The organism is Burkholderia sp. MSMB1589WGS (assembly GCF_001636105.1).
GTDB classification, from domain to species: domain Bacteria; phylum Pseudomonadota; class Gammaproteobacteria; order Burkholderiales; family Burkholderiaceae; genus Burkholderia; species Burkholderia humptydooensis.
The window spans coordinates 1,119,230-1,142,936 of sequence record NZ_LNJT01000008.1 but is presented as its reverse complement, the minus strand read 5'-3'; the positions used below and the strand labels follow the sequence as shown (position 1 = coordinate 1,142,936).

At 67.0% G+C, this 23,707-nt stretch carries 20 protein-coding genes and 1 pseudogene; 5 read left to right on the top strand and 16 right to left on the bottom strand.

The window, feature by feature from the left end; genetic code table 11:
* Window positions 1-11: 11 nt before the first annotated feature.
* The 5 genes from WT16_RS22835 to WT16_RS22815 all read right to left on the bottom strand — a co-directional run bounded on the left by WT16_RS22835 (window position 12) and on the right by WT16_RS22815 (window position 4,781).
* On the bottom strand, window positions 12-962 hold the full coding sequence (locus WT16_RS22835) for an acyl-CoA desaturase (RefSeq protein WP_063534280.1): 951 nt from the start codon (window positions 960-962) through the stop codon (window positions 12-14).
* A complete protein-coding gene (locus WT16_RS22830; protein WP_006028175.1) occupies window positions 959-1,894 on the bottom strand; it encodes a class I SAM-dependent methyltransferase in 936 nt (311 codons plus the stop codon). The genes WT16_RS22835 and WT16_RS22830 overlap by 4 nt, the downstream gene beginning before the upstream one ends.
* Window positions 1,895-1,906: 12 nt before the next feature.
* Complete coding sequence (locus tag WT16_RS22825) at window positions 1,907-2,191, bottom strand: acyl carrier protein (RefSeq protein ID WP_015603326.1); 285 nt, start codon at window positions 2,189-2,191, stop codon at window positions 1,907-1,909.
* A 25-nt stretch (window positions 2,192-2,216) separates the two neighbouring features.
* On the bottom strand, window positions 2,217-3,251 hold the full coding sequence (locus tag WT16_RS22820; protein ID WP_015603835.1) for a fatty acid desaturase: 1,035 nt from the start codon (window positions 3,249-3,251) through the stop codon (window positions 2,217-2,219).
* A gap of 564 nt (window positions 3,252-3,815) precedes the next feature.
* Window positions 3,816-4,781, bottom strand: coding sequence for a helix-turn-helix domain-containing protein (locus WT16_RS22815; RefSeq protein ID WP_015603988.1), 966 nt, complete (start codon window positions 4,779-4,781; stop codon window positions 3,816-3,818).
* Between the two features lie 177 nt (window positions 4,782-4,958).
* On the opposite strand from WT16_RS22815, the gene WT16_RS22810 reads away from it, so the two are divergent.
* A complete protein-coding gene (locus WT16_RS22810; RefSeq protein WP_009915925.1) occupies window positions 4,959-5,570 on the top strand; it encodes a cysteine hydrolase family protein in 612 nt (203 codons plus the stop codon).
* A 188-nt stretch (window positions 5,571-5,758) separates the two neighbouring features.
* On the opposite strand, the gene WT16_RS22805 is transcribed toward WT16_RS22810, so the two are convergent.
* A complete protein-coding gene (locus WT16_RS22805) occupies window positions 5,759-6,313 on the bottom strand; it encodes a cupin domain-containing protein (RefSeq protein WP_015603757.1) in 555 nt (184 codons plus the stop codon).
* Between the two features lie 87 nt (window positions 6,314-6,400).
* On the opposite strand from WT16_RS22805, the gene WT16_RS22800 reads away from it, so the two are divergent.
* Window positions 6,401-7,327: a DMT family transporter gene (locus WT16_RS22800; RefSeq protein WP_063534279.1), complete on the top strand. Its 927-nt coding sequence runs from the start codon at window positions 6,401-6,403 to the stop codon at window positions 7,325-7,327.
* Window positions 7,328-7,451: 124 nt separating this feature from the next.
* On the opposite strand, the gene WT16_RS22795 is transcribed toward WT16_RS22800, so the two are convergent.
* The 7 genes from WT16_RS22795 to WT16_RS22765 all read right to left on the bottom strand — a co-directional run bounded on the left by WT16_RS22795 (window position 7,452) and on the right by WT16_RS22765 (window position 16,685).
* Window positions 7,452-9,113, bottom strand: coding sequence for an AMP-binding protein (locus WT16_RS22795; RefSeq protein ID WP_063534278.1), 1,662 nt, complete (start codon window positions 9,111-9,113; stop codon window positions 7,452-7,454).
* A gap of 153 nt (window positions 9,114-9,266) precedes the next feature.
* Complete coding sequence (locus WT16_RS22790; protein ID WP_063534277.1) at window positions 9,267-10,151, bottom strand: 3-keto-5-aminohexanoate cleavage protein; 885 nt, start codon at window positions 10,149-10,151, stop codon at window positions 9,267-9,269.
* Window positions 10,152-10,184: 33 nt separating this feature from the next.
* A complete protein-coding gene (locus tag WT16_RS22785) occupies window positions 10,185-12,197 on the bottom strand; it encodes a biotin carboxylase N-terminal domain-containing protein (protein WP_063534276.1) in 2,013 nt (670 codons plus the stop codon).
* The gene (locus tag WT16_RS22780; protein ID WP_063534275.1) at window positions 12,194-13,036 is read right to left on the bottom strand and encodes an enoyl-CoA hydratase-related protein; all 843 of its coding nucleotides are present in this window, start codon (window positions 13,034-13,036) and stop codon (window positions 12,194-12,196) included. The genes WT16_RS22785 and WT16_RS22780 overlap by 4 nt, the downstream gene beginning before the upstream one ends.
* 6 nt (window positions 13,037-13,042) lie before the next feature.
* On the bottom strand, window positions 13,043-14,194 hold the full coding sequence (locus tag WT16_RS22775) for an acyl-CoA dehydrogenase family protein (RefSeq protein WP_063534274.1): 1,152 nt from the start codon (window positions 14,192-14,194) through the stop codon (window positions 13,043-13,045).
* A 12-nt stretch (window positions 14,195-14,206) separates the two neighbouring features.
* Window positions 14,207-15,823: an acyl-CoA carboxylase subunit beta gene (locus WT16_RS22770; RefSeq protein ID WP_063534273.1), complete on the bottom strand. Its 1,617-nt coding sequence runs from the start codon at window positions 15,821-15,823 to the stop codon at window positions 14,207-14,209.
* A gap of 1 nt (window position 15,824) precedes the next feature.
* Window positions 15,825-16,685, bottom strand: coding sequence for an SDR family oxidoreductase (locus WT16_RS22765; protein WP_009915917.1), 861 nt, complete (start codon window positions 16,683-16,685; stop codon window positions 15,825-15,827).
* Between the two features lie 325 nt (window positions 16,686-17,010).
* On the opposite strand from WT16_RS22765, the gene WT16_RS22760 reads away from it, so the two are divergent.
* The 3 genes and pseudogenes from WT16_RS22760 to WT16_RS22750 form a co-directional block, all read left to right on the top strand.
* A complete protein-coding gene (locus WT16_RS22760) occupies window positions 17,011-18,183 on the top strand; it encodes an acyl-CoA dehydrogenase family protein (protein ID WP_082874969.1) in 1,173 nt (390 codons plus the stop codon).
* Window positions 18,184-18,378: 195 nt separating this feature from the next.
* Complete coding sequence (locus tag WT16_RS22755) at window positions 18,379-19,059, top strand: TetR/AcrR family transcriptional regulator (protein ID WP_015603268.1); 681 nt, start codon at window positions 18,379-18,381, stop codon at window positions 19,057-19,059.
* Window positions 19,060-19,122: 63 nt separating this feature from the next.
* Window positions 19,123-19,422: pseudogene (locus WT16_RS22750) on the top strand (hypothetical protein); the annotation flags it as partial.
* A 58-nt stretch (window positions 19,423-19,480) separates the two neighbouring features.
* On the opposite strand, the gene WT16_RS22745 reads toward WT16_RS22750, so the two are convergent.
* From WT16_RS22745 to moeB, 3 genes are all read right to left on the bottom strand, one after another.
* The gene (locus tag WT16_RS22745; RefSeq protein ID WP_015603307.1) at window positions 19,481-20,542 is read right to left on the bottom strand and encodes an AraC family transcriptional regulator; all 1,062 of its coding nucleotides are present in this window, start codon (window positions 20,540-20,542) and stop codon (window positions 19,481-19,483) included.
* Between the two features lie 352 nt (window positions 20,543-20,894).
* Window positions 20,895-22,346: an MDR family MFS transporter gene (locus tag WT16_RS22740; RefSeq protein ID WP_006028157.1), complete on the bottom strand. Its 1,452-nt coding sequence runs from the start codon at window positions 22,344-22,346 to the stop codon at window positions 20,895-20,897.
* Between the two features lie 225 nt (window positions 22,347-22,571).
* Window positions 22,572-23,705 (bottom strand): molybdopterin-synthase adenylyltransferase MoeB, encoded by a 1,134-nt coding sequence (moeB, locus tag WT16_RS22735; RefSeq protein ID WP_041862011.1) that lies wholly within the window; start codon window positions 23,703-23,705, stop codon window positions 22,572-22,574.
* Between the last annotated feature and the right edge of the window lie 2 nt (window positions 23,706-23,707).

The following is a 23,707-nucleotide window of genomic DNA, read 5'->3' as shown; positions in this document are numbered from 1 at the left end:
GGGAGCGCGGGTCACGCATCGTCGCGCCGCGCGTTCGCGAGCCGCTCGCGAATCGCGTCCCGATCGGGGTGCTGCACGTCCCACACGAGTCCGAGCCGTTCGAGCAGCGCGATCAGCATGCCGGTCACGTCGATCTGCCAGCGGGTCAAGCGCGTGCTCGCATACTGCGGAAACGCGTGATGGTTGTTGTGCCAGCCGGCGCCGAGCGTCAGGATCGCGAGCCACCCCATGTTGCGGCTCTGGTCGCGGCCGGGAAACGGCCGGCGGCCGCCGAGCGCGTGGCCGATCGAATTGACCGCCCAGATCGCGTTCGTCGCGAGAAAGATCCGCACGGTCCCGCCCCACAGCAGGCCGAGCAGCGCGCCTTGCCACGACGGATCGAGCAGCCAGCCGATCGCGCCCGGCAGCAGCAGGCCGAGCAGCAGCCAGTAGTCATACGCGAGATGGATGCGCAGCAGCGCCGGATCGCGGTACATGTCGTTCGCATACTGGTTCCAGCCATTCGGGCGCGCGGACGGCGGATCGAACAGCCAGCCGACGTGGCCGTGCAGGATGCCCTTCGCGCGGCCGACGAAGTCGCGCCCGCCGAGTTGCGGCGTGTGCGGGTCGCCTGGCTGGTCGGCGTTCGCGTGATGCAGCCGGTGAATCGCGACCCACCACATCAGCGGCCCCATGTACGCGAGCGAACCGAGGATCGCGAGCGCGATCTTCACGGGCGGCTTCGCCTTGAACGTGCGATGCGCGAAGTAGCGATGCAGCGCGAGCTCCATGCCGAGGATGTTGAGCACGTAGAAGACCATGAGCATCGCGATGTCCTGCGCGCGCGGCGCGAGGCCGAATCGAGCCCAGAGCGCGATCGCGGCGGCCGTGCCGGCGGCGGGTATCGCCGCGACGCCGAGATGGCGCGCGGACGACGCGCGGGACAGATGCCCGGACGCGCGACCGGCGGACGCGTCCTTCATGCGAGCGCCGCCCGATGCTGCGCGCCGGCGTCGATCCGGTTCGGCTCGATGCGCCGGAACGTGATCCGGTACAGCACGAACGCGCCGAGATCGAACGAATAGCTCATCGTCCGGTAAAGTCGCTCATAGCGCTCGACCACGTCGAGCGGCGCGAGCTCGAGCGCCTCGCGGCGATGCGCGCGCAGGTTCTCGAACCACGCGCGCATCGTCTTCACATAGTCGTGGCGATCGTTGCGCACGAGCTCGACTTCGAACAGCATCTCGGACGCGCGAACGATGTCCGCGAGATACGGCAGGTCCGATTCCGGAAAGACTTCGCGTGCGATGAAGAGGTCCGAATGCCGCCGGTCGCGCGGCACGTCGCCGTAGCCCATCGTCTGCAGCGAAAGGCGCCCGCCCGGCTTCAGGAAGTCGTGGCATTTCCTGAAGAAGTGCCGGTACGCCTGCCCCTTGTCTTCGTCGATCTTCGCGAAGTGCTCGAACGCGCCGAGCGAGATGATGCCGTCGAACGGCTGCTCGGGCGCGTAGTCCTGCCAGTTGCGCAGCAGCACGTCGACGTTCGGGTGCGCGTATTGCTCGCCGATGTAGCGGATCTGCTCGTTCGACAGCGTGAGCCCGACGGCTTCCTTCACGCCGGCGACCGTGACGAGCCGGTCGAGCAGCGCGCCCCAGCCGCAGCCGATGTCGAGCACGCGCGCCGCGCCGTGCCCCCGGATCTGCGCGATGTGGTAGTCGAGCTTGCGGATCTGCGCCTGCTCGTGCGTATCGCCTGCCTCGTACATCGCGCACGAGTAGTTGCGGCCGCGCTCCTGCGCGAGCGCGAGGAACGCATTGCCGATGTCGTAGTGGTACTGGATCGCGTCGGCGGACGCGCCGTACGGCGCGCCGCGGTTCGGCGCGACGGCTTCGCGGCTCTCGAGATGGACGGTCATCGTTCGGTCTCCCTATCGTCCGGCCGACAGATCGGCGAGCGCGCGGGCGAGCGTGTCGATCGTCGGATATTGATAGGGCAGGCTCGGGGACAGCTCGAAGCCGAGAAAGTCCTCGAGATCGCCGACCATCCTCATCGCGTCGGCCGAATCGAGGCCGTATTCGATGAACTGCCTGCTCACGTCGATCGAGCCGCTGTCGGCGTGCAGCCTGGCGGCCAGATAGCCGGTCATCCAGCCGACGATTTCCTCGTGGCTTCTTGCTTCGATTTCCACTGCCTTCAGGGTGGCGCTCTTCATTTTCGTGGCTCCCGTGGAGAGTCGTTCATGGTGCGATGCGCTTCTTTTCGATGAGTTCCGCGTTCGGACGATGCACGTCGTAGACGAGGCGCAGGCGTTCCAGCACGCGCACGAACAGCCCGCCCGGATCGATCTGCCACCAGTGCAGCCCGGTGAACGCGGACGCGGGGAACGCGTGATGGTTGTTGTGCCAGCCCTGCCCGAACGTCGGGATCGCGAGCAGCAGGCTGTTGCGGCTGCGGTCGTGCGCGGTCGTGTGAAAGTCGCGCCGGCCGATCACGTGGCACAGCGAATTCAGCGCCCAGATGCAGTGGCTGACCGCGAAGATCCGCACCATGTCGCCCCACAGAAAGCCGAGCAGCACGCCCATCCACGAGCGCGACGCGAGCCCGCAGACGAGCGGCGGCAGCGCGAGGCCGATCGCGACCCAGCGGTAGTACGCCATGTGCTGCCGGAAGACGAGCGGGTCCTGATAGAGGTCGGGCACATATTTCTCCCATCCCGCCGGCCGCGTCGATTCGCCGACGAAGAGCCAGCCCATGTGACTGTGATACAGGCCCTTGAGCCGCCCGCCGATGCCTTCGCCCGACAGGTGCGGCGAATGCGGATCGCCGTCGCCGTCGCTCGTCGAATGATGGCGGCGATGCGTCGACGCCCACCAGTTGACTGGGCCGTGCGCGCCCATCGAGCCGAGCGCGATCAGCGCGGCGCGCACCCACGGCTTCGCCTTGAACGCCTTGTGCGTCACGTGGCGATGAAAGCCGACTTCGAGCCCGAGCGCGGTCGCGAAATAGAAGATCGCGAACACGATCCATTCGACGGCGCCCGGCCCATGACCGCCGATCCATGACGCGATCGCGGCGACCGTGCCCAACGCGGGGAGCAGCGTGACGGCGGCGGCGATGCGGCGATCGAGGCGGACGGCGGAGCGGGGCGAGATCGTTGTCGTGCGGGCGAAGCCATGCGAGCCGGAAGAAAAAGACGCGGGAATCGCGCTTCCGGTCGCACCCTCGGGCTGGCTCGCACCTTCGTTCGTGGACGGAGGCTGGCCGGAACTCATCGGATGTCTCTCAGCAAATTGTTTGGTACATCTTTCATTGGCGATATTCGAAACTCAATATGAATTTTCCTATCGTCAATGCTGAAGTGTTTGGTGAACCGAAACAAATTATCAAGACGGCGTGCGGATTTGAATGCGTAAATGGATAAAGGCGGCCGGAAACCGTTTCCAGCGTTTGCAGGTCTTTCTAGTCTGCGTTTCGTCGTTTCATTGCGTTGAATGGTGGACGGGGCCCGATTGGATGCTGATCACGATGTGAGGACGGTTGCCCGGATGCTGGAAACGATTCCTGAAACCGAAGAAATACTCGACTCGTGAGCCGATCTGCATTTTTTTCGATTCGGGTTCGAAATCGGGTTTGGAAGCGGGTCCGGACAACGTCCAGCCGCGCGGTATTGAAATGGGCGTCGATTAAACAAATGGAATGAATTCGCCTGCCGCCGAGCGAGCACGATTTCGATTCAATGCCGGATTGAATTGATTTATTCGCACTTCATTCGGCATTGTGTCGCGCACGTGGGCGCGCTCGGGGCGCCGAGCGACGGCGATCACCCGGCCGGCGCGTCAGCTCGCGGCGGCGAAACCGCGGCCGAACTGCTTCCGATACGCGCCCGGCGAAATCGAATAGGCGGCGGTGAAGTGCTGCCGCAGCGACACGGTCGATCCGAACCCGACCGTCTCCGCGATGCGCTCGACTGTCTTGTCGCTCGTCTCGAGCAGCCGCTGCGCGGCCGTCAGCCGATGATTCAGCAGCCATTGCGACACCGTCGTGCCGGTCTTCGTCTTGAAGCGCCGCGTGAAGTTGCGGCGGCTCATGCCCGCGCGCGCCGCCAGCGCGTCGACGCACAGCGGCTGTTCGAGATGCTCGATCGCCCAGTCGAGCACTGCGCTCAAGGGGTCGCCAGCCGTCGCCTTCGGCAGCGGCTGTTCGATGTATTGCGCCTGCCCGCCGTGCCGGTGCGGCGCGACGACCATCCGGCGCGCGACGTGGTTCGCGACGTCCGCGCCGTGATCGCGGCGCAGCAGATGCAGGCAGCAGTCGATCGCCGCCGCGGTGCCCGCCGACGTGAGGATGTTGCCGTCGTCGATGTACAGCACCTTCCGGTCGAGCCGGATCTTCGGGTACTTCTGCGCGAAATCGTCGCCCCATACCCAGTGCGTCGCCGCGGTGCGGCCGTCGAGCAGGCCGGCTTCCGCGAGGATGAACGTGCCGAGGCACAGGCCCGCGATTCGCGCGCCGCGCCGGTGCGCGACGCGCAGCGCGTCCAGCAGCGCCTCGGGCGGCCGCTCGCACGGATCGCGCCACGCCGGCACGATCACCGTGTCCGCTTCGGCGAGCACCGACAGATCGTGCGGCACGTCGATGCTGAAGCCCGACATCGTCGGCACGAGCCCTGTTTTCTCGCCGCAGATCAGCAAGCGATAGCGCGGCGCGCCGAGCCGCGCGAGGTCGTCGCCGAACACGATGCACGGCACCGACAGGTGGAACGGGCTGATGCCTTCGAATGCGATGACCGCGACGGTATGCATGGCGAACGAGACGGCAGTGCGGAAAAGTGGCCCGATCCTATCACATGTTGTCTCTCGGGCCACTTTCGCGGCCGGTGCCGGGTCCGGATACTGACGTCTGTTTCGCCGCCGCGCAGGCGAGACGCGCAGCGACGGACGATGGGCGTGCGTCGCGCTTCATTCACGAGGAGATTCACGATGAGCCATCCCACCATTCGCACCCTGGCCGGCGCGAGCGCTCCGCAGGCAATCGAAGCCGCGAGCGCCGCGCTGCTGGTGATCGATTTCCAGAACGAATATTTCAGCGGCAAGCTGCCGATTCCCGACGGCGACCGCGCGCTGCGCAACACGCGGCGTCTCGTCGCGCACGCCGATCGCGCCGGCATCCGCGTGTTCCACATTCAGCACGTGACGCCCGCCGGCGGCCCGGTGTTCGCCGAGGACGGCGACGGCGTGCGCTTCCACGCGGAGCTGCAACCGGCGGCGAATCATCAGGTGCTGCGCAAGACGTCCGTCAGCGCGTTTCCGACGACCGACCTCGATGCGCGCCTGAAGGCCGCCGGCGTCGAGACGCTGATCATCGCGGGCCTGATGACGCATGCGTGCGTGTCGGGTGCCGCGCGCGACGCGGTGCCGCTCGGCTACGACGTGATCGTCGTCGACGACGCGTGCGCGACGCGCGATCTCGATCGCGCGGACGGCAGCGTGCTGCCGCACGCCGACCTGCATCGCGCCGCGCTCGCGACCGTCGACGACACGTTCGGCGACGTGATGGCGACCGACGACGTGTTGAAGCTGCCGCTCGTCTGAACGGGGCGCAGCCGGCGTCGGCCGGCCGCGCGAGGAGCCTGCCGATGACGAAAAGCGTCGCCGGTGCGCAACCGGAACACGATCGATCCTGCGGCGATTGAGGGAGCGGGAGGATGTCGGCACGCGCCCGATGTTTGTCGTCGCTGACAGGCGATCGGGCGATGCCACACGGCGGCCAGCCGCGGCGCCTACAGGCTCGGCGGCGTGGCCGCCGCAACGACGACGCACGTTTCGTTGCCCCTATTTCGGAATCGATGAGGAATCCGACTCTCGAAGAAATAGGCTTCGCCTGGGCCGAGTACGGCCACCTGGTCGCCGACCGTCACTTCCAGATGTCCCCGGATGACCAGTCCGGCTTCCTCGCCGGCATGGCTGAGCATCGCATCGCCGGTGTCGGCCCCTGGCTCATAGGTGTCTTCCATCATCTGCAACGCGCGCCGGCTCAAGTTCCGGCCGATCTGTCGAATCGTGTGCTTGCCGAGTGCGACGACGGTCAGGTCCTCGTGCTTATAGAAGATCCTCGTCGGCTCGTCGGCGCTCGCGTCAATCAACGATGTGACGGGGAGTTGGAAGCTGGCGGCGATTTTTTGCAGCGACGCAATCGTGGGACTGATTTCCCCTCGTTCAATCTTGGCGATTGTCGTGTGACTCAAGCCCGTGCGCCGGGCCAAATCTCGTTGAGTCAGCTTGAACGTTGCTCGCAACGCACGAAGGCGGGCGGGAACATCGATTTCGTCCGACAAATTTCAACTCCTTGACCTGCTGAAATGGACACTATACGCTCCACCATGAAACTATAGTTTCCAATCGAATAGGCCACGGAAGATGCGATGCGACTTGAGAATATAGCCGCTTACCTGCTGCTCGCGGTCACCTGGGGGCTGTCTTTCCTGGTGATTCTGAAGGTGGTTCATGTATTTGGATGGATCGGAGCCGTCAGCTTGCGCGCACTCGTCGCAAGCGCGACATTGCTCGTCATTGCTGTCGGCGCGCGACGCAAGATAGGTTTCAAGGCGCGATGGCGCGATTTCGCGGTAGTGGGCGCCACTACGGTGGCCGGCCAACTGATCGGCCTGTCATTCGCGACGCCCAGAATCGGCACAGCGATGGCGGCGATCCTGGTTGCGACCATTCCGCTTTTCTCGATGATCATCGGGCACATGCGGGGCCTCGAGCGCATCACGCTACAAGGCCTGATGGGTCTCGCGTTCGGCATCGCCGGGATCGTGTTGCTGGTCGGATTTCCTTCTGTTCCCTTTACGTCGACATTTGCATCCGGCTGTGTCAGTTCGCTGCTTGGCTCGCTTTGCGCCGCAATCGGCAGCAATTACACCAGCAGTCGACTGAAAAATGTCGGGTCGTTGGAAGTGACCGCAGGCTCATTTCTGTTCGGCGGTTTATTCACCCTGCCGCTGGTCGCGCTCGTGCCGGTCGCTTCGGTGCCGCATATCGTCGATTATGGGTATCTGCTCGTGCTCGGAAGCGTCATGAGCGGATTCGCTTACGTCGTCTATTTCAAGCTCGTGTCGGCGATTGGCGCGACGCGAGCGATCAGCGTCGAATTCGCGGTGACGGTCGTGGCCGTACTTGTCGGGGCGCTTCTGCTGGGCGAGAACCTCTCGAACGCCCAGATCATCGGAGCCGTCATCATCATGAGCGGCTGTGCGCTGGTGCTTGGGAGCGTTCCTGGCGGGCGGCGACGGCGCGTCGAGCGTTATCGGCCGGCGTGCTCCGCGGCCCGCAGGGACCGCGCGTAGTTTTGCGGCGGGCCGTTGCACGCGATGGTCCACCGTGGCAGGCGGGAAGATTGACGCGATTGAACCTGTTCTTGCCGGTTTCGCCGGCTACGTTTCTTGTTCACGCCCGCAGTGTTCTCACGCGTCAAACCCCATCGGACTCCCAAACGACCGCCGCCCCGCGCGCATCCCACGCTTCGAGAAACGGCGCATACCGCGCCTCCACACGATTGCGGCGCACCTTGAACGTCGGCGTGACGAAGCCGCTCGTCTCGTTCCAGATCGAATCGACGACCACGACGAAGCGCAGCTTCTCGTGATCGTCGAGGCTTGCGTTGACGCGCTCGAGATGCTCGCCGAGCGATGTCTCGAGCGCCGCGCGCCGGCCGTCGCCGTCGAACCGGCGGCCCTCGTCGGACAGCGACACGAGCGCGCACGGCTGCGGCAGCCCCGCGCCGACCACGCAGCACGCATCGACGAACGGATGCGTCGCGAGCCGGCTCTCGATCGGCGACGGCGCGATGTACTTGCCCTTGCTCGTCTTGAAGATTTCCTTTACGCGCCCGGTGATCTTCAGGCGGCCCGCTTCGTCGAACTCGCCCTTGTCGCCGCTGCGCACGAAGCCGTCGGGCGTGAAGAGCGCGGCGCTCAGATCGGGGCGCCTGTAATAGCCGATCGTGTTGCCGGGCGAGCGGATCTCGATCTCGCCCGTCGCGGCGAGGCGGCTCTCGACGTCCCGCACCGGCGCGCCGACATAGCCGGGCCGCATGTCGTGCTGCCGGCACGAGTGCGACACGCCGCACACTTCGCTCATCCCGTAGCCTTCGAGCAGCTCGAGTCCGAGATCGCGATACCAATTGAGCAGCGCGGGCTCGATCGCCGCGGCGGCGCTCGCGGCGAGGCGGACCTGATCGAGGCCGAGCTGCTGCAGGATCAGCGGCTTCATCGCGTCGGGAATCGGCCCCGGCGGCAGGCGGTTCGCCACCGCGTGCCGGAACTTCGCCCATAGGCGCGGCACCGAGATGAAGAACGTCGGCCGCGCGCGTTGCAGATCGGCGATGAACGTATCGAGCGATTCGCTGAAGTAGATCGTGAAGCCCGCGCGCACCGACAGCATTTCGACGTAGCCGCGCTCGGCGACGTGCGACAGCGGCAGATACGAGATCATCCGGTCGTCCGGGCCGATCGGGATCAGGTCGAAGACCGGCTCGACGCACCAGCCGAGCGCGCCGAACGTCAGCATCACGCCTTTCGGGTCGCCGGTCGTGCCCGACGTGTAGACGATCGTCGCGAGCTCGTCGGCCGCGCGCGTCACGTGCTCCGCGAGCGGCGCCGTGTCGCGGACGATGTTGTCCCACGTCGCGCCGACGGACGACGCATCGGACAGACAGGGCAGGCCAATGCTGCGCACCTGCGGCGGCACGCCCGCGCGCATCGGCTCCCACGCGTCGAGCTTGCCGACGAACAGCGCCGCTGCTTCGCAGTGCGTGAGCACCTGCCGGACCGATTCGGCGCCGAGCGTCGGATAGAGCGGCACCGACACGTGGCCGCTCAGCCAGATCGCGAAATCGGCGAGTATCCAGTGCGCGCAGTTTTTCGACAGGATCGCGATGTTCGATCCGCGCGGCAGATCGAGCGCGCGCAGATGTGCGGCGATGCGGCGCGCTTCGTCGATGGCCTCGCGCCACGTGAAGCGGCGCACGTCGCCGCCGCCCGTCGGCTGCACGAGCCATACGTCGTCGGCGCGCGCGCGTTCCCAGTGCTGAAGGCGTTCGAGGGGCAGGTTGCCCAGGGCGATCGAGGTCAATGTCGTCTCCTTGCGAGCCGCGTGCGCGCAACGCGGCCGCGGTCCCGGTTCGTGTGTCGTTCGTTGCCTTGGCCTATCCGGCGCATTCGAACCGCGCCGACGCGCGCCGGTTTTCGCCGGTTCGGGGCGGCTTCGATCGCCTCCCGAAAATGCTCACCTTTCGATCATGTGTATCGCGCGCGTGCCGAGTATCCGCCGCGCATCCCGCGGCGATGCGATCTCGCGCCCGGCTTCGCGCGCGATCGTCGCGATCGCGTCGACGAGCCGCGCGTTCGACGTCGCGCGCGCGCCGTCCGGCAGATAGAACGTGTCTTCGAGCCCGGTGCGCAATTGCCCGCCGAGCTCGGCCGTGCGCCGATGCAGCGCCCAGATGTTCGTGCGGCCGATCGCGGTGACTTGCCACGTCGAATCCGGACGCAGCAGCCGGATCAGGATCGGCAGCAGCTCGGGATCGGCGGGCATGCCCGACTCTACGCCCATCACGAAGTTGTAGTTCGATCGTCCCTCGAACAGGCCGGCGCGCGCGTACATGTCGATGCAGCGGACGATGCCGGTATCGAAGCATTCGAACTCGGGCACCGCGCCCGTCTCGGCCATCGTCGCGAGAAACGAAGCGACTTTCTCGACCGGGTTGTCGAACAGCATCGGCGGCCATGCCCATGCGCCATCCGCCTTCACCTTCAGATAGTTGAGCGAGCCTGCGTTGCATGCGGCGATCTCCGGGCGGATCGCGCGGATGCACGCGAGCGGCCCGTCGATGTTCGGCCCGACGATGCCCGTCGACTGATTGAAGATCACGCCCGGGCACGCCTCGCGGATCGCCTGCGCGATCTCGGCCGCGAGCCGCGGGTCCCACGAAGGCAGGTGGCCGCGGTCCGGCTCCTGCCGGCGGAAGTGCACATGCACGCACGACGCGCCGGCGTCGTACGCGCCCTTTGCTTCGCGCGCCATCTGCTCGGGCGTGACGGGCACGTTGAATTGCTTCGGGTCCGTGAAGATGCCGTTCAGCGCGCACGTGATGACGACGGGATGGCTCATCGGAAGATCTCCTTGTATCGAATGCGGCCGCATTCAGCCGGCTTGCGGCTCGAGTTGCGCGAGCACCTGGCCGGGCGCGACCTGCTCGCCCGCGCGCGTGCCGAGCGACGCGACCCGGCCCGCGAACGGCGCGGTGATCGCGTGCTCCATCTTCATCGCTTCGAGCACCATGACGGTCTGCCCGGCGCGGACTGTCGCGCCTTCGTCGATGTCGACCGCGATCACGCGGCCGTTCATCGGCGCGCGCAGCACGCCGTCGCCGCCGGCCGCGCCGGCGCTCGCCCGGCCTTCGCGGTTGTGGATCGCGAACGCGTGATCGACGCCGTCGACTTGCAGCCACAGGCGGCCATGCGCGATCGCGAAGCAGCACGCGTGCGCGCGGCCGTCGATCGCGACCGTCGACGGCTCGCCGGGGCGCGCGGGCCGGGCAGCATCGAGCGCGATCGGCGAGCGGCCGTGCGCGTGCACGACGGCGCGCTGCCGATCGATCGTCACGATGCCGCGTCGCGCCTGCGCGTGCTCCGCGCCCGCGTTTGCGTTTGCCGACGACAGCCGATACGGCACCGGCAGCGGCGCGCCGTTGCGCCAGCCGCGCCACGCCGGCGGCAACGCGTCGGCGCGATCGACGGCGGCGACCGACAGCCACGCGGCGATCGCCCACGCCGCTTCCGTCGGCGCGCAGCGGCGGCTGTCGTTGTCGGGGAAGTGCTCGGCGACGAACGCGGTGGATACCGCGCGCCCGTCGGCGAATGCGGGATGCCGCAGCACGCGCGCGAGAAACGCGCGGTTGGTCGGCACGCCGAGCAGTACCGTGTCGTCGAGCGCGTGCGCGAGCCGGTCGAGCGCCTGCGCGCGCGAGCCGCCGTGCGCGATCAGCTTGCCGAGCATCGAATCGTAGAACGGGCTGATCGCGATGCCGTCGGCGAGCGCATGATCGCAGCGCGCATGGCGGCCCGGCCGCCACGTCAGCACGCTGCCCGTGCGCGGCAGGAAATCGTCGGCGGGATCTTCCGCGCAGAGACGCACCTCGATCGCATGGCCGTCGAGCCGGATGTCCTGCTGCGCGAGCGGCAACGCGTCGCCCTGCGCGACGCGCAGTTGCCATTCGACGAGATCCTGCCCGGTGATCAGCTCCGTCACCGGATGCTCGACTTGCAGCCGCGTGTTCATTTCCATGAAGTAGAACCGGCCTTCGCGATCGAGCAGGAATTCGACGGTGCCCGCGCCGACGTAGCCGATCTCGCGCGCGGCGGCCACGGCCGTTGCGCCTAGCCGCGCGCGCAGCGCGGCGTCGACCACGGGCGACGGCGCTTCCTCGACGATCTTCTGATGACGGCGCTGCACGGAGCAATCGCGCTCGCCGAGATGGACGACGTGGCCGTGCGCATCGGCGAATATCTGCACCTCGACGTGGCGCGGCTCGATCACCGCGCGCTCGACGATCATCCGGCCGTCGCCGAACGCGTGCCGCGCCTCGGACACCGCGAGCTTCAGCGCGGCGGGCAGCGCGTCTCGCGTATCGACGCGGCGCATCCCGCGCCCGCCGCCGCCCGCCGCCGCTTTCAGCATTACCGGAAAGCCGATTCGTTCGGCTTCCGAAAGGATGCGCGCTTCGCCCTGATCGTCGCCGTCGTAGCCGGGCACGACCGGAATGCCGGCCGCGGCCATCCGGTGGCGCGCGCGCGCCTTGTCGCCCATCGCGTCGATCGAGTCGGCGCGCGGGCCGACGAACACGAGGCCCGCGTCGGCGATGCGTCGCGCGAACGCCGCATTCTCGGACAGGAAGCCGTAGCCCGGATGAATCGCCTGCGCGCCGCTTTTCAGCGCGGCGTCGATCAGCTTGTCGATCGACAGATACGGCTCGGCGGGCGTCGCGCCGCTGATTGCTACCGCGTCGTCGCAGGCGGCGACGTGCGGGCTGCGCGCATCCGCTTCGGAATGGACCGCGATCGTCGCGATGCCGAGCCGCCGTGCGGTGCGCGCGATGCGCACCGCGATCTCGCCGCGGTTCGCGATCAGGAGCCGGGTGAAGCGGCGCGCGCTCATCGCGTCTCCGGCGGCGCGGGCGCGTCGCTCGCCCAGCGGGGCAAGCGCTTGCCGGACAACGCGGCGAGCCCTTCGGCGACGGCGCCCGAGCGCAGCGCGGCCGCGAACTCGCCGGCGGCCGCATCGAGGACGGCGCCGCGCTCGCGGCGCAACGCGGTGGCGACGATGCGCTTCGTCGCGCGCTGCGCGGCCGGTTCGCATGCGAGCACGCGCGCAAGCTCGCTGCGCAACAGCCGGTCGATGCCGTCCGCGCCCGCGATTTCGTCGACGAGGCACGCATGCAGCGCGTCGGCGGCCGACAGACGGCGGCCCGTCAGCATCAGCCAGCGGCCGCGCGCGGCGCCCGCGCGCGCGACGATGAACGGCGCGATCTGTGCGGGCGGCAGCCCGAGCGATGTTTCGGGTATCGAAAGATATGCGTCGCTCGCGATCAGCACGCGATCGCATGCGGCCGCGAGCCCGCAGCCGCCGCCCGCCGCCGCGCCTTCGACGACGGCGAGCGTCGGCATCGGCAACGCCGCGAGCTTGTCGAGCAATGCGCCGAACCGGCGATTCGACGCCGCGATCGGGTCCGGCTCGCCGGCGGGCGCCGGCTCGCGCATCATCGCGCTGAAGCCGCCGAAATCGCCGCCCGCGCAGAACACGCCGCCCGCGCCGCGCAGCACGAACGCGCGCACGGTGTCGTCACCGGCCGCGCGCTCGCACTCCGCGTCGAGCGCCGCGACGAGATCGTCGCTCAGCGCGTTGCGCCTGGCGGGCCGATTCAATGTCGCGAACACGATGCCGTTCGCGTGCGCGACATGCAGCGGCGCGAACGTCGAGGAAGTCGTCCCGGTCATCGCGCGTCACTCCCGCGGCAGCGTGCCGAGCTTCTTGCAGATGATGCCGAGCATCACTTCGTCCGCGCCGCCGCCGATCGAGAAGAGGCGCGTGTCGCGGTACGTGCGCGAGATGCTCGATTCCCATGCGAAGCCCATGCCGCCCCAGAACTGCAGGCAACTGTCGGTGACTTCGCGCGCGAGGCGTCCCGCCTTCAGCTTCGCCATCGACGCGAGCGTCGTCACGTCGCCGCCTTGCACGTACAGCTCCGTTGCGCGATACGTGAGCGCGCGCAGCGCCTCGACCTCGGTCTTCAGCTCGGCGAGCCGGTAATGGACGACCTGATGATCGAGCACCGGCCGCCCGAAGATTTTGCGCTGGCGCGTGTAGTCGATCGTTTCGTCGATCGAACGATCGAGCACGACGAGCGCGGCCGCCGCGCCGTAGAGCCGCTCCTCCTGGAACTGCAGCATCTGGTACGTGAAGCCCTGGCCTTCCTCGCCGATCAGGTTGCGGCGCGGCACGCGCACGTCGTCGAAAAAGATCTGCGCGGTGTCCGACGAGTGCATGCCGATCTTGCGGATCTTCTTTTCGATGTGCACGCCCTTCGATTTCAGCGGCACGACGATCAGCGATTTGTTCCGGTGCGGCGGCCCGTCCGACGTGTTCGCGAGGCAGCACATCCAGTCGGCCTGCGTGCCGTTCGTGATCCAGAGCTTCGTGCCGCTGATCACGTAGTCGTCGCCGTCGCGGCGCGCGCTCGTGCGGATCGACGCGACGTCCGAGCCCGCGCCCGGCTCCGATACGCCGATGCACGACACCTGCTCGCCCGCGATCGCGGGCGCGAGAAACTCGTCGCGCAATGCGTCGGAGCCGAAGCGCGCGAGCGCGGGCGTCGCCATGTTCGTCTGCACGCCGATCGCGAGCGGCACGCCGCCCGCCGCGCAGACGCCGAGCGCCTCGGCCATCACGAGCTCGTAGCTGTAGTCGAGGCCGCCGCCGCCGAACGCGGCGGGCTTGCTCAGGCCGAGCATGCCGAGCGCGCCGAGCTTGCCGAACACGTCGTGCGCGGGAAAGATGCCGGCTTCCTCCCATTCGTCGACGTGCGGATTGACCTCCTGCTCGATGAAACGCCTGACGGTGCGCGAGATCGCTTCGTGTTCTTCGGTGAAGTGCATGATGTCTCCAGATCAGGGGCGGGCGACGCCGAACGTGAGCGGCTGGACGGATTGGCGGCGGCCGGCGCGGCAGACGGCGAGCGCCAGCGCGATCACGCGGCGCGTGTCGCGCGGATCGATGACGCCGTCGTCGAGCATGCGGCCGGACGTGTAGAACGCGTGCGTCTGGCGCTCGAAATTCGCGACGATCTTCTCGCGCAGCGCGTCGATCCGCGTGCGGTCGGGCTCGATGCCTTTCGCGCGCGCCGCGCCTTCCGTCACGATCGCCATCGTGAGCGCCGCCTGCTCGGCGCCCATCACCGCGGTGCGCGCGTTCGGCCACGAGAACACGAACGCCGGATCGAAGCCGCGGCCGCACATTCCGTAATTGCCGGCGCCGAACGATGCGCCGCAGAGAATCGTGACCTGCGGGACGGTCGCGTTCGATACCGCCTGGATCATCTTCGCGCCGTGCTTGATCATTCCCGCGCGTTCGGACTCCTTGCCGACGATGAAGCCCGTCGTGTTCTGCAGATAGACGAGCGGCACGTCGCTCTGGCAGCATGCCTGAATGAAGTGCGTCGCCTTCGTCGCGCCGGCGGGATCGAGCGGGCCGTTGTTCGTCACGATGCCGACGGGCATGCCGTGGAGGTGCGCGTGCGCGCAGACGGTGGACGGCCCGTACGACGGCTGGAACTCCAGAAAATCCGATGCGTCGACGAGCCGCGCGATCACCTCGCGCATGTCGACGGGCTTCTTGCCGTCTCGCGGCAGGATGCCGAGCAGTCCTTCGGGATCGAGCGCGGGCTCCACGCCCGTGGGCAGCGCCGCTTCGCGTTCGCGCCAGCCGAGCTTGTCGACGAGCTCGCGCAGGAGCCGGATGCCGTCGGCGTCGTCGTCCGCGACGTATTCGGCGAGACCCGACACGCTGGCATGCATCGTCGCGCCGCCGAGCTCCTCGTCGGTCGCGATCTCGCCCGTCGCGGCCTTCAGCAGCGGCGGGCCGGCGAGAAACGCCTTCGCGCGGCCGCGCACCATCACGACGTAGTCGGACAGCCCCGGCATGTACGCGCCGCCCGCGGTCGACGAGCCGTGCACGAGCGTGAGCACCGGAATGCCGGCGGCGGACAGCTTCGCGAGCTGGAAGAAATGGCGGCCGCCATGAATGAATTCCTCGACGCGGTATTGCATCAGGTTCGCGCCCGCCGATTCGACGAGATGCACGAACGGCAGCCGGTGCTCGAGCGCGATTCGCTGCAGCCGCTGGAATTTTTCGAGGCCCATCGGTTGCAGCGCGCCCGCGTCGATGCCCGAATCGGCGACGACGATCATGCAGCGCGTGCCGCTCACGTAGCCGATGCCGCCGATGAGCCCAGCACCCGGCACCGACTTGTCCGGGTCGCTTTCGCCGACCAGATAGCCGGCGAGCGATGCGAGCTCGAGAAACGGCGCGCCGGCGTCGACGAGCAGCGCGAGCCGCTCGCGCGGCAGCAGTTGCCCGCGCTTGTCGAAGCGCGGGCCGGCCTTCGCCGATTCGTCCGCGGCGCGTGCGTTCAGCGCGTGCCATTGCGCGATCAGCGTGCGCATGTGATCGGCGTTGTCGCGGAACGCGGCGCTTGCGGTGTCGAGGCGGGAGTCGAAGATCGGCATGTCAGCGCTTGAAGAGTTCGGGCACGGTCGCGCGATGGAAGCCGTCGAACGGCGCGTTCGCGTCGGCGGGCTGCATCGCGAAGTGACGGCGCGCATTCGGCGCGCCGCCGTCGACGCGCAGGCACGCGCCGCTGATGAACGACGCGGCGTCCGACAGCAGGAACGCGATCGCAGCCGACACTTCGGCTTCGTTGCCGATGCGGCCGAGCGGCACCATCTTCGGCAGGCCGCGCAGCATCGGCTTGATCGAATCGGGATACGTGTCCATGCCGCTCGACGCGATCCAGCCGGGCGCGACCGCGTTCACGCGCACGGGCGCCCATTCGGCGGCGGCCGTCTCGGTGAAATTCAGCATGCCGGCGCGCGCGGCGCCGCTGTGGCCCATGCCGGTCATCCCGTGCCACATGTCGGCGATGATGTTGACGATCGCGCCCGTCTTGCGCGGCTTCATCGATTGCAGATAGCACTCGCGCGCGACGAGAAAGCCGCCGAGCAGGTTCGTGTTCAGCACCGCCTGCCAGCCTTTCGCGCTGATCTGCTCGAGCGGCGCGGGAAACTGGCCGCCCGCGTTATTGACGAGCAGATCGACGCGGCCGTGCCGCTCGACGATCTGCGCGACCGCCCGCCGGACGCCGTCCTCGTCGCGGATGTCGCATGCGATCGCGTCCGCGCGAGCGCCGTCCTCGTGGATCTCGGCCGACACGTTCGCGAGCTTGTCCGCGTTGCGGCCGAGCAGCACGACGTGCGCGCCGAGCGATGCGAGCTCGTGCGCGCAGCAGCGGCCGATGCCGCTGCCGCCGCCCGTGACGAGCGCGACCTTGCCGTCGAAGCTGCCTGCGCGAAGTTGTGAGCGATATCCCATGGGAAGTCTTCCGTCAGTCGGGAAACAGATCGTCCGGAAACGGCGCTTGTGCTCGCCCGCGCGGTGCGCGTGGCGAGCACGAGCGCCGCTGGCGACCACGGCCTTTCGCTGCTGCGGCGCGTTCGCCGGGGGAGCCGGATGCCGCCGTGCGATGTGCGCATCGTAGCGCCGCGAATCAAATAAATCAATCGGTTGATTTATTTTTAGAGGGTTCCTAGAATCGGCACGAACGACGCCGTTCCGCGAAGGCCGTTCCCCCCGGAAAGCAGGCCCCCGGAAAGCAGGCCCCCGGAAGGCCGGCCCGGCGAACCGACAGGAGGCACCGATGCATCCCATGACCCCGAACCCGGCGTACTACCGGCCCGAACACATCGAATGGCAGGACACACTGCGCCGCTTCGTCGCCAAGGAGATCTCGCCTTACGTGAACGACTGGGACGAGGCGGGCGAGTTTCCGCGCGAGCTGTACGAGAAGGCAGCGCAAGTCGGGCTGCTCGGCATCGGTTTTCCGGACGCATACGGCGGGATCGAGAGCGTCGACATGTTCCATCGGCTGATCTGCTCGATCGAGCTTGCGCGCTGCGGCGCGGGCGGCGTCGTCAGCTCGCTGATGTCGCACACGATCGGCGCGCCGCCGATCGCGCATGCTGGCAGCGATGAACTGAAGGCGCGCGTGCTGCCCGGCATTCTCGCGGGCCGCAAGGTCTCGGCGCTCGCGATCACGGAGCCGGGCGGCGGCTCGGACGTCGCCGCGCTGCGCACGAGCGCGATGCGCGACGGCGATCGCTACGTCGTGAACGGCGAGAAGGTGTTCATCACGTCGGGCATCCGCGCCGATTACTACACGGTTGCCGTGCGCACCGATCCGGGCGCGCTGGGCGCGAAGGGGCTGTCGCTGCTGCTCGTCGAAGGCGGTACGCCGGGCTTGTCGAAGACGCCGTTGAAGAAAATGGGCTGGTGGGCGTCCGATACCGCGCATCTGCGCTTCGACGATTGCCGCGTGCCGGCTGCGAACCTGATCGGCCCGGAGGGCGGCGGCTTTGCGCTTGTCATGCAGAACTTCAATCTCGAGCGCTTCAGCCTTGCCGCGTCGGCGCTCGGCTTCGCGCAAGTCTGCTACGACGACGCGCTCGACTGGGCGCGGCAGCGAAGGACGTTCGGGCAGCGCGTGGCCGATCATCAGGTGATTCGGCACAAGCTCGTCGACATGGCGATGCGCATCGGCGCGACGCGCGCCTGGCTCGAGCAATGCGCGTGGCAGATCGATCACGTCGACAGGCGCGCGCCGGAGCTCGTCGCGACGATCTGCATGCTGAAGAATTTCGCCGCGCAGACGATGCAGTTCTGCGCGGATGCCGCCGTGCAGATCCTCGGCGGCATGGGCTACATGCGCGGCACGCGGCCCGAGCGCATTTACCGCGAGGTGAAGGTCAACATGATCGGCGGCGGCGCGGAGGAGATCATGAAGGACCTCGCCGCGCGGCAGCTCGAGTACTAGGGGTTGTTTGCATACGGAACGCACATGCGTTGCCACGAGAGCGGCCGCTCGTCGCTTGTTTGGCTCGGTCAAACGGCGCGCGCGGGCGGATCGGCTTTGCAAGCGTTTGAAACTCGCCGATAATCGCTCGAATGACGGGCGTCGCCGCGGCTTCGCGGCGGCGAGCGCCGGTTCGAAACATCGCATTGTGATTCCATGAGCGCCATACCTCAGGCCGCGCGCAAGCGCGGGCGTCCCGTGAAGGGCGAGAGCGCGACGCTGCGCGACGAGCTGATCCTCAAGTCCGCGAAGCTGTTCCGCACGCAGGGATACGAACGAACGACGGTCCGCGACATCGCCGCAGCAGCAGGCGTACAGGCGGGAAGCTGGTTCTATTACTTCAAGACGAAGCAGGACATTCTCGTTGCCGTGATGGAGCAGGGGATGTCGAACGCGCTCGCGCGGATCGAGGCGCTCGACGTCGAGAACCTGCCCGCGCGCGACGCGTTTCGCGCGCTCGTGCACACGCACTTGCAGACGCTCGTATCGCCCGATCACGATTTCATTCCGGTGCTGCTGTACGAATGGAAGTCGCTCGACGAAGCGATGCAGGCGAAGGTGCTGAAGCTGAAGGATCGTTACGAGGCGGTATGGGACGGCGTGATCGCACGGCTGCGGGCGGCGGGCGACTGGCCCGCGCCGACGCCGGTCGACCGGTTGCTGATGTTCGGCGCGTTGAACTGGGTCGCGCAGTGGTACAAGCCGGATGGGGCGCTGGGGCTCGACGCGCTCGCCGATCATGCGGTGCAGTTCCTGTTGCGCACGGGAGCGCCGCCGCCGCAAGCGCCAGCGGCCGCGAGCGCGGCGAAGAGAAAGCGCGCCGCGAAAGCGGGCTGACGCGGGCGAACCGCTTTTCGTTCGATGTCCGGATCGTTGCGGCGCCGGCCGTGAAAACGCGTTCGGCAAGCCGCTGGCAGCCGGCGGCTCAACAGCGCGACCAGTGGCCCCGACGACAATTTCAGGCCGCCGCTTGCGGCGACGGTGACGGGTTCGGGACGCGCGTACTTCCATTCGGCTCCGGCGTCGGCTTGCGTCACCAGGCGCATTTTTGTCGTACCCGGCGATATCGTGACGGTCTACAAGCCGTACAAGCACTGGTATCAGGTGATGTACGTGAACGACAAGACCGGCGAGGCTTTCGAGGGGCGGGTCGAGGAGCGCCGCCTGCGCCTGGGCGACCATTTGGGCGGCGGGCAATAGGCGGCCGCGCTTGATTGTCGCGAGCGACGATGCGGCGCGATACGGCGAGTTCGCCTTCTCAGGAAGCTCCAGTGGGAAAGTGGCGCCGCTCGTTGAAATCGAGCGGCACGTCGTGTTGCGTTGCCTTGCCGTTGCCCGAGCGCGGCTTGACCGCGGTATTCCGCCTGATCTCCGACGGTGCGCAGCCGAACTGACGTTTGAACAATTTCGCGAACGAGGAGTTGTAGCAAAACCCATAGCGGTCGGCGAGTTCGGAAATCCGGATGCGGGATTCGGTCGAGTGTCTCAGGATGTAATAAATCTTTCTCAGTCGAAGAAGTTTGATGTATTCGGCGACGCCCAGATTTTCCCTCGAAAATAATCGATATAGCGCGGCGCGCGAGAGGCCGATGTCATGGCAAATGGAATCGACGCACAATTTCGGCGATTCCAGATGGTTGTTGATGTAGGTTTTGACTTTCCTGGTCAATTCGATTTCCAGGTTCGTTCGAACGGGCCCGATAGGGTCGTGGGCCGCAGATGTCGCGGCCAGCAGCATATTCAGCGTGACGTCGCCGATGGCTTTCGATTCGGCATGGGAGATGGCGCCGACGTGCTCCGCGAGACCGACGATGTACTGGGAGGCGAGCGACGCCATCAGCCCGGAAAATACGGTGCCGTGCCGCGAGGAGAGATCGATGGGGATGAAATTGCGCGGAACGATCAGGATGACGACGTCGCCGGACTGAACGTCGATGCACAGCGGCCGAGCCGGGTCGGCAAAGAAGAGCTGTCGGGCGTCGATGCGAACGATGCCGGTTTCGGATGTCGACTGCCACGCATGCTCGCGGGAGGCGCAGAAGAAATAGTGATCGCAATCACTGCAATGGGTGCGCTGTATGGTCCGGATGGCCTCATGTGTGACGAGACCGTTCGAGATTGTCGCCGGGTAGCGAAGCGTGCCGAGCATCAGGCTGCCGACATGCGCGCCGCTGAAAAAACTGTCCGGCCCCGCAGGCGCGGCGGCGTCAGTCTGACCCCGCCGGAGATCGTCCATCGCGTCCTGATTTTGCGAGGGTTCGGATTCTTTGCTCGCATCGAATTTTATGTTTGGAAATCGATATATTTCTACATTATCCATGTCCCTCTCCAAGACCGGATGATTCGATTGAATTAATAGTTCTATTGGATTTCTATATTTATATGCGAAATCGATATTCGGGGACGTATTTGTCGACCGTCGCATGGAACCGATGCGGTTCGCCGGTCCGTGCGCAAGATCGCACTTCCACCGCGTGGGCGCGGCTCATGGGACGTACCACCGACGATGAGGTGGCGCGCGACGCGCGCAAAAGCCCGGCGCGCGGATGCGCAATGCTGGACGCATCGGCGCAGCCGGCCGACGATGGGCGTCGCCGTCGCGCCGATTTCCGCGTCGATCGTCGCAAGGGCCGTCGCGTGCGAAACGGAAGGGGCGTTGTGGCCGAGCGGGCTCAATCATGTGCGGGCGCTCCCTGGGCGTCAGGCGGCGCGTCGTCCCGATCCACGAGCGCAAGCTCGGGCAGCCGTAACAGCACGACAAGGGCGAGCGCGACGATCGCCGAGCCGACCGCGAACGTTTCGGCGATCGAACTGCGGTAGATGTCCGCCAGGCCGCCGGCCGCCTGGTGGATCGGGCCGCTTAGATGATGCCCGGCGAGCGCCGTGCGCGCCGCGGCTTCGGTGGCTGGCAACTGACTCGCGATGATCGCGCTCGATCCGGCAATCCCGACCAGCCCGCCCAGCGAGCGAAAGAATGTCAGCATCGCGGTGCCGACGCCGCGCTGCGCGACCGGCAGCGCGTTCTGGACCGCGACTGTCATGTTCGGCATGACGAGACCCAGTCCGATTCCGAGCATGAAGACGCAGGGCTCGATGAACCAGTAGCTGAGGCGGGTCGAGATGGACCAGGCGAGCAGCGCGAACGCCACGATGGCGATCGACAGTCCCGCCATTTGCGTGGGCTTGTAGCGGCCTATGCGCGCCAGGATGCGGCCGCCCATCACCGACGAGATGACCGCGCCCAGCATCAGCGGCACCATCAGCAGGCCCGATTCGGTCGCTCCCGTCCCGCTGACGAGCTGCGAAAACAGCGGCAGGAACAGTGTCGCCCCGAACAGGCCCATGAATGTCAGCGACATCACGATGCACGCGATGTTGAACACCGTGTTGTCGAACAGGTTCGGGGGCAGGATCGGCGCCGCTGTGCGCCGCAGGTGGACAAGCAGTGCCGCGGTCAAGACCAGGCCGGCACCCGCGCTGCCATAGACCTGCGGCGAGTGCCACGGCCATGCGGAGCCGCCCAGCGAGAGCACCAGCAGAAACGCCGTGACGGCCGCCGTCATCAGCAGCGATCCCAGGTAATCGATTCGTTGCGCGCCGCCGGGCCGCCCGGGGCGCAGCTTGCGGACGATGTTGTACAGCGCCGCGCCGCCTACCGGGAGATTGATCAGGAAAATCCAGTGCCACGACAATGCATCGGTGATCACGCCCCCCAGCAGCGGGCCCATCACGCTCGTCGCGGCGAAAACCGCAGCGATGCCGCCTTGCTTGTGCCCGCGCTGTGCGGGCGGAATCAGATCGGCGATGATCGTCTGGCTCAATGGCAGGAAAGCCCCCGCGCCCAGGCCCTGCACCACGCGCGCCGCGATCAGCTCCGTCAGGCTTTGCGATAGGCCGCACAGCAGCGAGCCGACGAGGAACACCACCACCGCGATGAAGATCATCCGCTTGCGGCCGAACTGGTCGCTGAGCTTCCCGTAAAGCGGCATCGACGTGGTGGAGGACAGCACGTAGGCGGTCACGATCCACGAGCTCTTGGCGATGTCGCCGAGATCGGACATGATGCGCGGCAGCGCGGTTGCGACGATGCTCTGATCGAGCGTGCCGAGGCCGATGACCACCATCAGGGCCCAATAGATCGTGCGGATTTCGCGCGCGCTCGGCGGCGCGTCAGGTATCCGGCGTAACGCGTGCCGCGCTGGCGGACGCGCGGGTTCTCTCGAAAGCGGGACGTCGTTGATGCGGGAGGCCGGGGCGTTGGCGAGCGGGCCGGATCGTGCCGACTTCCTGAATGGCTTTCCCATTTGCTCTCCCTTGGTTCATCGAAACGACACGTCAGAGCGCCACGATCAATAAATCGGCATCGCGGGATCGACGCAAGCCGCCCAGGCGCGGATGCCGCCCGACAGGCTTCGCACGTTCCCGAAGCCGGCCTGGCGCAGGAGCGCGGCGGCCGTGCTGCTGCGCTTGCCCGCAAGGCAATAGACGATGATGTCCGCGGCGGGATCGACCTCGTGCAGGCGCCCGCTCAGAACACTCATCGGGATGTGCTTTGCGCCTTCGATCCGGCAGATTTCCCACTCGTTCGGATCGCGCACGTCGAGCAGCGTCAATTTGATCGACGGATCGCTCAGCATCGATTGCAATTCCGCCGCCCCGATTTCCGCAGTCTCGGGAAGCGGCATTCCGCAAGCGGGCTGAGCGGCCTGCTCGCGCACCAGGTCGCGAATGATGGGGCGGGCGCCGCAGATCGGGCAATCCGGATCCTTGGCGAGCCGCAGTTCGTGCGTGCGCATGCTCAGCGCGTCGAACGTCAGCAGTCTTCCGATGAGCGGCGTTCCGATGCCCAGGATCAGCTTGATGACCTCCGTTGCCTGAACGACGCCGAGCAGGCCGGGCAGCACGCCGAGCACCCCGCCCTCGGCGCAGTTGGGGACTTCGCCGGGAAGGGGCGCCTCGGCGAACAGGCATCGATAGCAAGGGCCGTGCTTCGCGTGGAATACCGTCGCCTGCCCGTCGAACCGGAAAATGCTCGCATGGACGTTCGGCTTGTCGAGCAGGACGCAGGCGTCGTTGATCAGGTAGCGCGTGGGGAAGTTGTCGCTGCCGTCGGCGATGATGTCGTAGCCGGCGCAGATGTCCAGCGCGTTGTCGGGCGTCAGCATCGCGTCGTGAACGACAATCTCGATTTCAGGGTTCTGCGCGTTCAGCTTCTCCTTCGCCGATATCACTTTTCTGCGGCCGACGTCGCACGTGTGATGGAGGATCTGTCGCTGCAGGTTGCTGACGTCTACGACGTCGCTGTCGACAAGACCGAGACGTCCGACTCCCGCCGCCGCCAGATAAGTGGCGAGCGGCGATCCGAGACCGCCCGCGCCGACGCACAGTACGCTGGCCGCCTTCAAGCGGCGCTGCCCATCCATTCCTATCTCGGGCATGATGAGGTGCCTGCTGTAGCGCTTGATCTCATTATTGGACAGCATAA